This window comes from Streptomyces sp. MBT53 (assembly GCF_016654115.1).
In the GTDB taxonomy this organism is placed as follows: domain Bacteria; phylum Actinomycetota; class Actinomycetes; order Streptomycetales; family Streptomycetaceae; genus Streptomyces.
On the sequence record NZ_JAEQAZ010000225.1, the window covers coordinates 1 to 12,325 of the forward strand.

11 protein-coding genes are annotated in these 12,325 nt (G+C 70.3%); 2 read left to right on the top strand and 9 right to left on the bottom strand.

Annotation, left to right across the window (positions count from 1 at the left end):
• Positions 1-308 precede the first annotated feature (308 nt).
• Positions 309-1,316, bottom strand: coding sequence for a stage II sporulation protein M (locus JHN45_RS44570; RefSeq protein ID WP_201055091.1), 1,008 nt, complete (start codon positions 1,314-1,316; stop codon positions 309-311).
• A gap of 128 nt (positions 1,317-1,444) precedes the next feature.
• Here JHN45_RS44570 and JHN45_RS44575 point away from each other — a divergent pair, with 128 nt between their 5' ends.
• On the top strand, positions 1,445-2,542 hold the full coding sequence (locus JHN45_RS44575; protein WP_201055093.1) for an RDD family protein: 1,098 nt from the start codon (positions 1,445-1,447) through the stop codon (positions 2,540-2,542).
• A gap of 46 nt (positions 2,543-2,588) precedes the next feature.
• Here the strand turns inward: JHN45_RS44575 and JHN45_RS44580 are convergent, their stop codons facing one another.
• Together JHN45_RS44580 and ahcY are read right to left on the bottom strand one after the other, a co-directional pair.
• Entirely contained in the window at positions 2,589-3,203 is a 615-nt protein-coding gene (locus tag JHN45_RS44580; protein WP_201055095.1) for a hypothetical protein, read from the bottom strand.
• Between the two features lie 162 nt (positions 3,204-3,365).
• Entirely contained in the window at positions 3,366-4,823 is a 1,458-nt protein-coding gene (gene ahcY, locus JHN45_RS44585) for an adenosylhomocysteinase (protein ID WP_201055097.1), read from the bottom strand.
• A gap of 464 nt (positions 4,824-5,287) precedes the next feature.
• On the opposite strand from ahcY, the gene lepB reads away from it, so the two are divergent.
• Positions 5,288-5,977 (top strand): signal peptidase I, encoded by a 690-nt coding sequence (gene lepB / locus JHN45_RS44590; protein WP_307783371.1) that lies wholly within the window; start codon positions 5,288-5,290, stop codon positions 5,975-5,977.
• A 61-nt stretch (positions 5,978-6,038) separates the two neighbouring features.
• On the opposite strand, the gene JHN45_RS44595 is transcribed toward lepB, so the two are convergent.
• The 6 genes from JHN45_RS44595 to JHN45_RS44620 all read right to left on the bottom strand — a co-directional run bounded on the left by JHN45_RS44595 (position 6,039) and on the right by JHN45_RS44620 (position 11,990).
• Positions 6,039-7,022, bottom strand: coding sequence for a cation diffusion facilitator family transporter (locus JHN45_RS44595; protein ID WP_200716129.1), 984 nt, complete (start codon positions 7,020-7,022; stop codon positions 6,039-6,041).
• A 184-nt stretch (positions 7,023-7,206) separates the two neighbouring features.
• Positions 7,207-8,358, bottom strand: coding sequence for a mannose-6-phosphate isomerase, class I (gene manA / locus JHN45_RS44600; protein WP_200716130.1), 1,152 nt, complete (start codon positions 8,356-8,358; stop codon positions 7,207-7,209).
• A 109-nt stretch (positions 8,359-8,467) separates the two neighbouring features.
• The gene (locus JHN45_RS44605; protein ID WP_200716131.1) at positions 8,468-9,595 is read right to left on the bottom strand and encodes an SIS domain-containing protein; all 1,128 of its coding nucleotides are present in this window, start codon (positions 9,593-9,595) and stop codon (positions 8,468-8,470) included.
• A 31-nt stretch (positions 9,596-9,626) separates the two neighbouring features.
• The gene (locus JHN45_RS44610) at positions 9,627-9,797 is read right to left on the bottom strand and encodes a Trm112 family protein (protein WP_019072213.1); all 171 of its coding nucleotides are present in this window, start codon (positions 9,795-9,797) and stop codon (positions 9,627-9,629) included.
• Between the two features lie 199 nt (positions 9,798-9,996).
• Positions 9,997-11,361, bottom strand: a complete 1,365-nt coding sequence (locus JHN45_RS44615; RefSeq protein ID WP_200716132.1) for a phosphomannomutase/phosphoglucomutase — start codon at positions 11,359-11,361, stop codon at positions 9,997-9,999.
• A 185-nt stretch (positions 11,362-11,546) separates the two neighbouring features.
• Positions 11,547-11,990, bottom strand: a complete 444-nt coding sequence (locus tag JHN45_RS44620; RefSeq protein WP_200716134.1) for a DUF3499 domain-containing protein — start codon at positions 11,988-11,990, stop codon at positions 11,547-11,549.
• Positions 11,991-12,325 lie beyond the last annotated feature (335 nt).

Consider the following 12,325-nt stretch of genomic DNA (forward strand, 5'->3'; position numbering starts at 1 on the left):
TCTATCAGACCGTTTCCGGTTTCGATTTCCTCGGTGCTTTCCAGGTTCCCGCTTCCGCGTTTCCCTTTCCGGCGACTCCGACTTTATCAGAAGTTCCGGGCCGGACTTACCGGCCGCTCTTTTCCGATTCATCGGGAGTGTGGCTTCTTTGGAATCGAAGTTCCCAGAAGCAGACAGACACTCGCTGTTGCCGACCGGATCAGATCCAGTTCTAGGCAACTGTTCGAATCTACCTCCCCGACCGGTCCGTGTCAACGGCTCCTTTGGGGCGAAGAGGAGACTAGCAGCTCAGCGGGAGTGCACGCACATCAGGCAGCCGTAGGGACGGTTGAGCTGCGTTCGGATGCCTCGACGTCACCTGTCTCACCGGCTCGTACTGCACGACCGCCCAGGACGTAGACGTACGACAGGAAGGCGCCCTCGGCGATGATGCCGATGCCGACGCGGGCCCAGGTGGGGAGGCCCGACGGGGTGACGAAGCCTTCGATGGCGCCGGAGACGAACAGGACCAGGGCCAGGCCGATGGCCATGCCCACGGCTGCTCGCCCCTCTTCGGCGAGGGCTGTGCGGCGGGAGCGTGGGCCGGGGTCGATGAGGGTCCAGCCGAGGCGCATGCCCGTACCGGCCGCTACGAAGACTGCCGTCAGTTCGAGCAGGCCGTGCGGGAGGATCAGGCCGAGGAACGTGTCGAGGCGGCCGGCCGATGACATCAGGCCGATGCCGACTCCGAGGTTGAGCATGTTCTCGAAGAGGATCCAGAGGACCGGTAGGCCCAGGAAGATTCCCAGGACCAGGCACATCGCGGCGGCTTGGGCGTTGTTCGTCCAGACCTCCGCCGAGAAGGCAGCTGCCGAGTGGCTGGAGTAGTAGGTCTCGTACTCGCCGCCGGGACGGGTGAGTTGACGCAGTTGGCTCGGAGCCGCGATGGAGGCCTGTACTTCGGGGTGGGTGCCTATCCACCATCCCAGGAGGATCGCAACGACCGTGGACAGGAGTGCGGTGGGGACCCACCAGTGGCGTGCTCGGTACACCGCGGCCGGAAAGCTGTGCCCCAGGAAGTGCGTGACATCACGCCAGGAGGCGCGCCGGGTTCCTGTCACCGCACTACGCGCGCGTGCCACGAGTTGGCTGAGCCGGCCCGTGAGTTGCGGGTCCGGGGCACTGGACTGGACCAGGGAGAGATGGGTCGCCGTCCGTTGGTAGAGGGCGACCAGTTCGTCGGCCTCGGCGCCGTTGAGGCGACGCTGGCGGCGGAGCAGCGCGTCGAGGCGGTCCCACTCGGCTCGGTGGGCCGAGACGAAGACGTCGAGGTCCATCTGGTTGCCTGCTCCTCGGCTGCTCGTCGACTGCTCGTTGGGGATCAGCTTGTCGTACTGGGGCGCGATGTGCCCTCAGCTTGGCAGACTGGCTGTTCCAGGGGCAGGGCAGGGGAAGGGCGGCAGGCGTGAGTGAGCTGGTGACGGGCGAGGCGGTGGCGCTGGAGCTGCGCCCCGCGAGGCTGCCCAGCAGGGCACTGGCGGTGCTGCTCGATCTGATCGTGGCCATGGCCGCCTACATCGGTGTGAGCGTGGCTTTGATGTTCTCCACGGCCTCTTTGGACGACGCGGCGCAGATCGCGCTGTCGATCGCGGCCTTCTTGCTGGTGCTGGTGGGCGCGCCCATAGCCGTCGAGACGCTGAGCCATGGGCGTTCGCTCGGGAAGCTGGCGTTCGGGCTGCGAGTGGTGCGGGACGACGGCGGGCCGATCCGGTTCCGGCACGCGCTGGTGCGGGGTGCGATCGGTGTGATCGAGATCCTGATGACGTTCGGGACCGTCGCCTGTATCGCCTCGCTCGTTTCGGCGCGTGGGCGGCGACTCGGAGATGTGTTCGCGGGCACTTTGGTCGTACGGGAAAGGGTGCCCGCGGGACGGACGTCCTTCGTGCCGCCTCCGCCGGCCTGGCTGGCGGGACGTTTCGCCGAGCTTGATCTGTCCGCCGTTCCCGATGGGTTGTGGCTGGCCATCCGGCAGTATCTGACGCGGATGCAGCAGCTGGACCCGCAGGTGGGTTGGGTGATGGCCGAACGGCTCGCCACGGATCTCGTGGCCCGTACGGGGACCCCGGCGCCGCAGGGTGTTCCGCCGGCCGCGTATCTGGCGGCGGTGGTGCAGGAGCGGCAGGCCCGGGATGCGCGGCGGGCCTTCGGGAACGGCAGGGCGGGCGCCTATTCGTCGTCTCAGGCGTTCGGAGGCGCACCGGCCGGGAGGTTCACGCCTGGGACCGGTGTGCCAGGCGCGTTCGGCAACTCGGCGTCTCAGCCGTCGGCGGCGTCTCAGCCATCGTCAGCTCCTCAGCAGCCTTCGGCTCCCTCTCAGGCTTTCGGCTCGGCTCCCGCGCCCGCTCCCGTTTCCTGGTCGGCCCCGGCCGCTCCCGCTTCGTCCGCCGCGGGCGGCAGTGGAGCGGATCCGGTCCCACCCGCCCCCGGCCCGCAGCCTCCGGCGCCGCAGAAGGCTTCGCCCGCCGATCCTCGGCCCTCCACCGGATTCGCGCCGCCCGCCTGAATCCGTCGGCCGCGCCCCCTCACCGGCCGGAGGGGAACGGCGTCGCTCAGCCGAAGACGGACGGCGGCGACTCCAGCTCCTCGAGCTCGATGCCGGGTGCCGCGAGTACGACGTCTCCGGCGATGTGTACGGCGTGCTGCTCGCCCGTGTCCAGGGCTGTGACCTGGTATTCGTCCACGGTCAGAGGGCCGTTGTCAGTGCCGTGTGTTTCTCTTTTCAGCAGAGCCCAGGACTGGTCCACGGTGCGCGGGGCGAGGACCGGATCCGTGAAGGCGACCAGGCGGACGCGGGTCGCGGCGGAGGAAGGGGTGAGGCGCAGGAGACGGGTGGTGGCGATGAGGAACGCGGGGGAGGTTCCGGTGAAGGCGTGGGCGCGGACATTGCCTTCGGCGGCATCGGTGCCGGTGGGGTCGGTGCGGACCCAGGTGACGCCGTCGAGGGCGGCGGCGCGCACCTGCCAGTTCGCCGCGTGGAGTTCGAGGCGGATGGGGCGGCCGAGTTCGTCGAGGGTGAGGTCGACGGAGCCGCGGTGATCGCCGGAGGGGGCGGTGAGTTGGGAGACGTAGCGCCAGCCGGACGGGCCGGGGGCGCACTGGAAGTGCTCGTCTGCGAAAGGGGTGTGATCGTGCGGATCGTGGAGCGAATAGCGGCCGCGGGGCATCGGAGTCCTGGGTCTTGACGGGCCGGTCCGGCCGGCGGAACCAAAGGGGCAGGCCCCCGCCACGGGGGTGCGGGGGCCTGCCTCGGAGGATCTGCTGCTGAGGACCTGCCGCTGTGACCGTGTCAGTGCACGGACGCGGTCACAGCGGGCGGGGTCGTCGGCTCAGTAGCGGTAGTGGTCCGACTTGTACGGGCCGTCGACCTCTACGCCGATGTACGAGGCCTGCTCGGGGCGGAGCGTGGTCAGCTTCACGCCGAGCGCGTCCAGGTGGAGGCGGGCGACCTTCTCGTCGAGGTGCTTGGGCAGCACGTAGACGTCGGTCGGGTACTCCTCGGGCTTGGTGAACAGCTCGATCTGGGCCAGGGTCTGGTCCGCGAAGGAGTTGGACATCACGAACGAGGGGTGGCCGGTGGCGTTGCCCAGGTTCAGCAGGCGGCCCTCGGACAGCACGATGAGGACCTTGCCGTCGGGGAACGTCCAGGTGTGGACCTGCGGCTTGACCTCGTCCTTGATGATGCCCGGGATCTGCGCGAGGCCAGCCATGTCGATCTCGTTGTCGAAGTGGCCGATGTTGCCGACGATCGCCTGGTGCTTCATCTTGGCCATGTCCGCGGCCATGATGATGTCCTTGTTGCCGGTCGTGGTGACGAAGATGTCGGCCTTGTCGACGACCTCGTCCAGCGTCGTGACCTGGTAGCCGTCCATCGCCGCCTGCAGCGCGCAGATCGGGTCGATCTCGGTGATGATCACGCGGGCGCCCTGTCCGCGCAGGGACTCGGCGCAGCCCTTGCCCACGTCGCCGTAGCCGCAGACGACCGCGGTCTTGCCGCCGATGAGGACGTCGGTGGCGCGGTTGATGCCGTCGATCAGGGAGTGGCGGCAGCCGTACTTGTTGTCGAACTTCGACTTGGTGACGGCGTCGTTCACGTTGATCGCCGGGAACAGGAGGGTGCCGTCACGGTGCATCTCGTAGAGACGGTGCACGCCGGTCGTGGTCTCCTCGGTCACGCCGCGGATCTCCGAGGCGAGCTGGGTCCACTTCTGCGAGCCGTCGCTGATGGTGCGCTGCAGGACCTGGAGGACGACGCGGTGCTCGTCGGACTCGGCGGTGTCGAGGGAGGGGACCTTGCCGTCCTTCTCGTACTCGACGCCCTTGTGGACGAGCATGGTGGCGTCGCCGCCGTCGTCCAGGATCATGTTCGGGCCGCCGGTGGGGGTGTTCGGCCAGGTCAACGCCTGCTCCGTGCACCACCAGTACTCCTCCAGCGTCTCGCCCTTCCAGGCGAAGACCGGAATGCCCTGGGGGTTCTCGGGCGTCCCGTTCGGGCCGACGGCGATGGCGGCGGCGGCGTGGTCCTGGGTGGAGAAGATGTTGCAGGACACCCAGCGGACCTCGGCGCCCAGGGCGACCAGGGTCTCGATCAGGACGGCGGTCTGCACGGTCATGTGCAGCGAGCCCATGATGCGGGCGCCGGCCAGCGGCTGGCTGGCGGCGAACTCACGGCGGATCGACATCAGGCCGGGCATCTCGTGCTCGGCGAGGGTGATCTCCTTGCGGCCGAACTCGGCCAGGGAGAGATCGGCGACCTTGAAGTCCTGTCGGTTGTCGACAGTCGTCATTGCGAGGTACTCCTCGGGGTTGGGGCGAGGTGGGTACGGCTGGTCTGCGCGGCGGCGGACACAGGGGTGCCCCAAGGAGGACACAGGCATGCCCGCGTGCGCGCAGCGCAGTCCGTCGGAGGCCCTCTCTCCCTCGGTCGGTCCGCGGTGGGACCGCCCGACCGCCATCAGCAGCGACGTCTGGCTCGGTCCCAAGTTACACCGGTAGGACCGGCGCCCCCAGTCCGCTCCGGACAGTTCCAGCCGAACCGAGCGGGCGCCCGGTGTCGGAGCGGGCCTCCAGGGGCGCGCCAACGTGCTGTCCGCGCCCGTGCACACGGCAGGCGGTACGACCGCGGCGGCAACCGTGCCCGGCGTGCTGAGCGAAGTCGGTCAGCGGTGGCCGGCTCGTGGCTGGGGCGGGTCGCGGGTCCGCACAGTCCGTTCACAGACGCCCGCTACCCTCTGCGCCGCGGAGGTGCCGCATGGGGAGGGAAACGATGTCGGGCAAGGGGCGGGGACTTGGGGTCGCGGCTTTGGTCGTGGGGCTGTTGGGGGTGGTGCTGGCGCTCGGCTCCCTCGTGTACGCGCGGAACTCGTACGGGGGTTCCACCATCAGCAGCCAGAGCATGTCGCCGACGTACAAGCCGGGTGACCGGATCATCTTCGAGAAGGTGGACGGCGGGGATGTGCGCCGCGGGGATGTGGTGCTGTTCTCGGCGCCGGATCGCTATGGGTTCTCGGCGAATGTGATGCAGCGGGTCGTCGGGGTGGGCGGCGACGAAGTGGTGTGCTGCTCGGGCTCGGGCACGGGTGCTCGGATCACCGTGAACGGAAAACCGCTGTCCGAGCCGTATGTCGACCGGGGTGATGTCGACGGTGTGCACAAGACGTACGACGTGAAGGTCCCGAAGGGGCGGCTGTTCCTGCTCGGTGACAACCGTGCGAACGCGATGGACTCGCGTTTCTTCGCGAGCGATCACGACGGGACGGTGGCCGAGTCCGCCGTCCGGGGCCGGGTGACCGACGACCGTACGGTCGCCTTCGTCATCGGGTCGGCCGTCATCGTCGGGGTCGTACTCGTCCTGGTCGGTATCGGCCTGGGCATCGCCGCGTTCGTCGTACGGCGGCGGAGGGCGGCCCCGGTGGCGCCGTGGCCCGTGCAGCAGGGGTAGCGGGACGGGGAGGGCCCGTCGAATGTTCCGGCGGGCCCTGTCGTCGTAGGGGCGGGTGAAGTCAGTGCCCGGCCGCCGGGTGCTGGGCCGGGCCGCCCGGGGTGGCTTCGCGGTCGGGGCCCTTGGTGGCTTCGGACTCGCTGTAGATGTCGGGTTCGAGGTAGATGACGCGGGCGATCGGGACGGCCTCGCGGATGCGGGACTCGGCGGCGTTGATCGCGGTGGCGACCTCGGTGGCCGTGTCGTCGTGCTGGACGGCGATCTTGGCGGCGACGAGGAGTTCCTCGGGGCCGAGGTGGAGGGTGCGCATGTGGATGATGCCGGTGACGGTGTGGCCGTCGACGATGGCGGCCTCGATCTTCTGGACGTCCTCGATGCCGGCGGACTCGCCGAGCAGCAGGGACTTGGTCTCGGCGGCCAGGACCAGGGCGATCAGGATGAGCAGGATGCCGATGCAGAGGGTGCCGATGCCGTCCCAGATGCCGTCGCCGGTGAGCAGGGCCAGGCCGACGCCGCCGAGGGCGAGGACCAGGCCGATGAGCGCGCCGAAGTCCTCCAGGAGGACGACCGGCAGCTCGGGTGCCTTGGCGCGGCGGATGAACTGCGACCAGGAGTGCGTGCCGCGCAGTTCGTTCGACTCCTTGATGGCCGTGCGGAAGGAGAAGCCCTCGGCGATGATCGCGAAGACGAGGACGCCCACCGGCCAGTACCAGTGCTCGATGTCGTGGGGGTGCTTGATCTTCTCGTAGCCCTCGTAGACGGCGAACATGCCGCCGACGGAGAAGAGGACGATCGAGACGAGGAAGGCGTAGATGTACCGCTCGCGGCCGTAGCCGAAGGGGTGCTGCGGGGTGGCCTCGCGCTGGGCCTTCTTGCCGCCGATCAGCAGGAGGGCCTGGTTGCCGGAGTCGGCGAGGGAGTGGACGCCCTCGGCGAGCATCGAGGACGAGCCGCTGAAGGCGAACGCCACGAACTTCGATGCCGCGATCGCGAGGTTGGCGCCGAGTGCCGCCACGATCGCCCTGGTGCCGCCTGACGCGCTCATGTGTTCGCGGTGTCCCTTCGCCTTCGTACGTCTGTGCCGGACGTCCAGGTCGGACGCCCACGTCGGACGTCTGCCCCGGGTGTCCGCCCGGATGGGTCGTCCGGCCGTCTTTGCCCGTCCTTTGCCGGTGGGCCATTCTTGCAGCCCTGTCCGGCGACGGCGCGTCAGGTATCCACAGGCCCGGTCATACGATCACAGTGGCTCTGAAGACCGTGCCGACTCCGGACACCTCGGCCTTGTCGTCGGCCGGGACGAACACCGACTGGCCGGGGGCCAGTTCGAACTCGCCCGCCGTCACCGCACCGGCCGTGCAGAGCAGGATCTGCGGGGTGTCGAGGGTGAGGTCGTGGACGCCTGTGCCCGCCGGGAGGACGTACCGCGACAGCCGGAACTCGTCGATGGGGGTCTCGTAGACCTCCTCGCCGTCGGGGGACGCCTCGGGGCGCAGCACTCCGGGGTCGCTCGCCTCGAAGCGGACGACGCGCAGGAGTTCGGGGACGTCGACGTGCTTGGGGGTCAGGCCGCAGCGCAGGACGTTGTCGGAGTTGGCCATGATCTCGACGCCGAGCCCGTTGAGGTACGCGTGCGGGATGCCGGCGCCGAGGAACAGGGCCTCGCCGGGCTGGAGTCGGACGTGGTTGAGGAGCATCGCGGCGATGACTCCGGGGTCGCCCGGGTAGTGGTGGGCGATGTCGGCGTAGGGCGCGTAGTCGCCGCCGAGGCGGGTGCAGGCGGTCGCCGCCGCGGTGACCGTGTGGCGCATCTCCTCGGGGTCGGCGGTGAGGATCGCGGTGAGGACCTCGCGCAGGGCGGCTTCCTCGGGGTGCGCGTGCAGAAGGTCGACGTACGGCTTCAGGGAGTCGACGCCCAGGCCGGCGAGCAGGTCGGCGGCGCGCAGCGGGTCGTTGAAGCCGCAGAGGCCGTCGAACTCCGTGAGCGCGCAGATCAGTTCGGGCTTGTGGTTGGCGTCCTTGTAGTTGCGGTGCGGGGCGTCCACGGGGATGCCCCGGCGCTCCTCGTCGGCGTAACCCTCCTTCGCCTGCTCCAGGTTGGGGTGCACCTGGAGGGAGAGCGGGGCGCCGGCGGCGAGGATCTTCAGCAGGAAGGGCAGCCGGGGGCCGAACTTCGCGACCGCCTTCTCGCCCAACTCCCGCTCCGGGGACGCCTCGACGACCTCGACGAGCGTCCCGCGCGCGGTGCGCGAAGGCGCCCCCGGGTGCGCGCCCATCCACATCTCCGCCTGCGGCTCACCGCTCGGCTCGACGCCGAGCAGCTTGGGGATGGCGGTGGTCGAACCCCAGGCGTAGGGGCGGACGGTGTTGTCGAGGCGGTCCATGTGGCTCTCTACCGGTTCTCTCTGCGTACGACCCGAGGACGACCTGGGTACGACGTGGCTTCGCGCCCCGTACGACGGTGTACGGCGGCTCAGGGCTTCGACGACAAGATCAGGCGCCCGAGGCGAGCGCCAGGTAAACGGCGGCGAAATCCGTCATGGCGATCAGCTCCGCGAGGGTCTCCAACTCGCCGCCGTCCTCGGGCTCCAGCTCACTGATCGGCGTGTCGTGGCTGAGGGCCAGGTCACGGGCGGTCGGGGCGGCGGTGAGGCCGCCGATCGGACGGTCCCGAAGCAGCACCACGCGTGCGTGCAGCGCGGGCGCCTCGTCGACGCGGTCCCTGAAGAAGTCGTCCGGGTCGGCGCTCGCGGCGAGCGGGCCGGCCAGCAGGGCGTTGTGCTCGGCGAGTGCCTCGGGCAGTTCGGAGACGAGTGCGGGGCGGCCGGCCAACTCGGCGAGCGCGGCGGCGAATCGGCGGCCCGCCGGACCTGCCGACGCGCCCTCCGTCCAGATCACCGGGAGCGAGTCGGCCAGTTCGGAGGCGAGGGTCTTCGCGGGGTTGCTGTAGGTCGCGACGGCGGGCCCGCAGCGCTCGGCGACCTGGTCGAGCCGGTCGGCGACCTTCTCCAGGGCCTCGGGCGGCGCGCTGAGCAGCCCGGTGCGGTCCAGGAGCGCGAGGAGCGGGGTGAGCAGTGCCCAGAGGACTCCGGGGGCGGAGGCGGCCAGCGGTTCGTCGTGCTCGTAGGGTGCGGTCGCCATCGGTACGAAGAGGCCGTGGGCGCCGTCCACGGCCTCCGTGAGGGGGCTGCGGGACGGGGCGACGGCGACGACGGTGCAGCCGCGGCGGTAGGCCTGCTCGGCGAGCAGGGCCAGGCCGGGTTCGCTGCCGTCCGGGGTGGTGATCAGCAGCAGGTCCACGGAGCCGGCCCAGCCCGGGAGTTCCCAGCGCAGGGCGCCGGCCGCGGGGGCCACGCCGGTGGGTGCCAGGCGGGTGACGGGGCTGCTGGCGCCGGCGAGCTTGCCGAGCAGGTCGGCGACGCAGGTGGCGGCGGCGCCGGGGCCCGCGATCAGGATGGCGCGGGGGCGGCCGTCCGGTTTCAGGTCGTTGACGCCTGCCTCGGCCGCGTGCCGGGCGGCGGTACGCACCCGGGCACCGGCCTCGGCGGCACCGCGGAGCAGGGCCCTGCGGTCGGCCTCGGTCAGCGCGTCCGGGGAGTCGAGCAGCGATTCGTCGAGCATGGGCGGCGGCCTCCGATCGCGTCGTCGTCGGTTACGCGGGGTGGCGGGCCTCGTCGACGAGGAGGACGGGGATGCCGTCCCGTACGGGGTAGGCCAGGCCGCAGTCCTCACCGGTGCAGATCAGCTCGGTGTCCTGCTCCTTGAGGGGGGCGTGGCAGGCCGGGCAGGCCAGGATCTCCAGGAGGCCGGCTTCGAGCGGCATGGGGTGTCCCTCCAGGGCGAGTGTCGACGACGGTGCGTGCGGATGTGCCTGGTCAGGTTACCGCCGGTGGGGAGTGCCTGCCGGGGTTGGGGCCGACGGACCTGGCGGCTTCGCCCCTGGACCCCGCTTCGGCCTGAACGGCCTCGTCCTCGAACGCCGGACGGGCCGAAACCACCCGACCGGCATCGAGAAGGAACCGTCAGCCCCTGATGATCCCCAGCACCTCGTCCCGCACCTTCCCCATCGTCGCCTCGTCCCGCGCCTCCGTGTTGAGCCGCAGCAGCGGTTCCGTGTTGGAGGGGCGGACGTTGAACCACCAGTCGGCGGAGGTGACGGTGAGGCCGTCGAGTTCGTCGAGCGTCAGGTCGTCCTGGCCCTCGTAGGCGGCGCGGATCGCGGCGAGGCGGGCCCCCTGGTCGTCGACCGTGGAGTTGATCTCGCCGGAGCCCACGTAGCGGTCGTACTGGGCCACGAGGGCGGAGAGCGGGCCGTCCTGGCCGCCCAGCGCGGCGAGGACGTGGAGGGCGGCCAGCATGCCGGTGTCGGCGTTCCAGAAGTCCTTGAAGTAGTAGTGCGCGGAGTGCTCGCCGCCGAAGATCGCGCCGGACTTCGCCATCTCGGCCTTGATGAAGGAGTGGCCCACGCGCGTGCGGACCGGTGTGCCGCCGTTCTCCTTGACGACCTCGGGGACCGACCAGGAGGTGATCAGGTTGTGGATGATCACGCCCTTGCCGCCGTTCCGCGCCAGTTCGCGGGAGGCCACCAGGGCGGTGATCGCGGACGGGGGGACCGGGTCGCCGTTCTCGTCGACCACGAAGCAGCGGTCGGCGTCGCCGTCGAAGGCGATGCCGAGGTCGGCGCCCTCCTCGCGGACGCGTGCCTGGAGGTCGACGATGTTGGCCGGATCGAGCGGGTTGGCCTCGTGGTTCGGGAAGGTGCCGTCCAGCTCGAAGTACATCGGGACCAGGGTGAGCGGCAGGCCGGCGAACACGGTCGGGACCGTGTGACCGCCCATGCCGTTGCCCGCGTCGACGACGACCTTCAGGGGGCGGATGGAGGCCAGGTCGACGAGGCCGCGGAGGTGCGCCGCGTAATCCTCCAACGTGTCCCGCTTTGTGATCGTTCCCGTCGAGCCGGAGACCTCCGGGGCGGCGGAGTCCAGCCAGGATTCGACGAGTTGGCGGATCTCGGCGAGGCCGGTGTCCTGGCCGACGGGGGCCGCGCCCGCCCGGCACATCTTGATGCCGTTGTACTTCGCCGGGTTGTGCGAGGCCGTGAACATGGCACCCGGGAGGTCGAACGCGCCCGAGGCGTAGTACAGCTGGTCCGTGGAGCACAGGCCGATCTCGGTCACGTCGACGCCGCGTGCCGCCGCCCCGCGCGCGAAGGCGGCGGAGAGTCCGGGGGACGAGGGCCGCATGTCGTGCCCGGTGACGATCGCACCGGCGCCGGTCACCTGGACGAAGGCCGCCCCGAACAACTCGGCCAAGGACTCGTCCCACTGGTCCGGGACGACGCCCCGTACGTCGTACGCCTTCACGAGCTGCGACAAATCAGCAGACACGGCCAACCCTCCAGAAAGTCCTATCGGTCGCCCCAAACTACCCGCAGGGACGGACAGCGCGACGCGCGGAAACTGAGCCGTCCACAGACTCTTACCTGGGCTCCGGGCAACGCCACGCGCGGCGAGTCGCTCCCAGGGGCGCGGTCACGGTGGGGATTGTTGAACGAACTCCCGGACAGGTCCGGTCAGTTGTCCGGTGAGCGCAGTACCCGCAGATGCCCCCGGCGCGCGACCTCCATCGGGTCCGCCGTGCGAGCCCCACCCCCGGCTCCGCTTCCGCCGCCGGCTCCCGCCGCCCGCTCCTGCGGACGCGCCGCCTCGCGGACCGCGTTGGCAAGCGCTTCCAGGTCGTCGCCGCTCGGGCGGGCCGGAGCGGAGCTGTCGAGGAGGCGGACGACCTCCCAGCCTCGGGGCGCGGTGAGGCGCTCGGAGTGCTCGGCGCACAGGTCGTAACAGTGGGGTTCGGCGTAGGTGGCGAGCGGGCCGAGGACCGCGGTCGAGTCGGCGTAGACGTACGTCAGCGTCGCGACGGCGGGCCGGCCGCAAGCGGTGCGCGAACAGCGACGTACAGGGCTCACGACGTTGGACGGTACCGCACTCTTGAGCGGGCCGCGACGACTCTCCCCCAGGTCACTCCACCGTGTCGGGTTGTGAAACGCCCCACACACCTCTCCGGGAACGCGCCGCTGACCTGCGCGAACACCCCTTCTCGGGATCTCGAACGGGGTCGGGTCCGGTCACCACTCGGCACAAACACCGTCAATTGCCTTGAGAGCGACGGTCTTGGAGACATACGGAATCGAGCCCAACCTTGGCCGGAATGGTCATCCGGCGACATGGCGCCCGAGCGCCCGGACGGCGAGTGGACGGCGAGTGGAGTCCGGCGGCCGGACCTGACGGGGACTACGCTTCACCAGTGATGGACACCCCCGTACCGCCCCCCGCCGCCGGACTCCACTCGCCG

What these genes read in the sequence shown, in the direction of transcription:
- JHN45_RS44605 (WP_200716131.1), bottom strand. Translation starts at nt 9,595, where the DNA reads ATGCTCGACGAATCGCTGCTCGACTCCCCGGACGCGCTGACCGAGGCC.
- lepB (WP_307783371.1), top strand. Translation starts at nt 5,288, where the DNA reads ATGGGGAGGGAAACGATGTCGGGCAAGGGGCGGGGACTTGGGGTCGCG.
- JHN45_RS44610 (WP_019072213.1), bottom strand. Translation starts at nt 9,797, where the DNA reads ATGCCGCTCGAAGCCGGCCTCCTGGAGATCCTGGCCTGCCCGGCCTGC.
- ahcY (WP_201055097.1), bottom strand. Translation starts at nt 4,823, where the DNA reads ATGACGACTGTCGACAACCGACAGGACTTCAAGGTCGCCGATCTCTCC.
- JHN45_RS44595 (WP_200716129.1), bottom strand. Translation starts at nt 7,022, where the DNA reads ATGAGCGCGTCAGGCGGCACCAGGGCGATCGTGGCGGCACTCGGCGCC.
- JHN45_RS44570 (WP_201055091.1), bottom strand. Translation starts at nt 1,316, where the DNA reads ATGGACCTCGACGTCTTCGTCTCGGCCCACCGAGCCGAGTGGGACCGC.
- manA (WP_200716130.1), bottom strand. Translation starts at nt 8,358, where the DNA reads ATGGACCGCCTCGACAACACCGTCCGCCCCTACGCCTGGGGTTCGACC.
- JHN45_RS44580 (WP_201055095.1), bottom strand. Translation starts at nt 3,203, where the DNA reads ATGCCCCGCGGCCGCTATTCGCTCCACGATCCGCACGATCACACCCCT.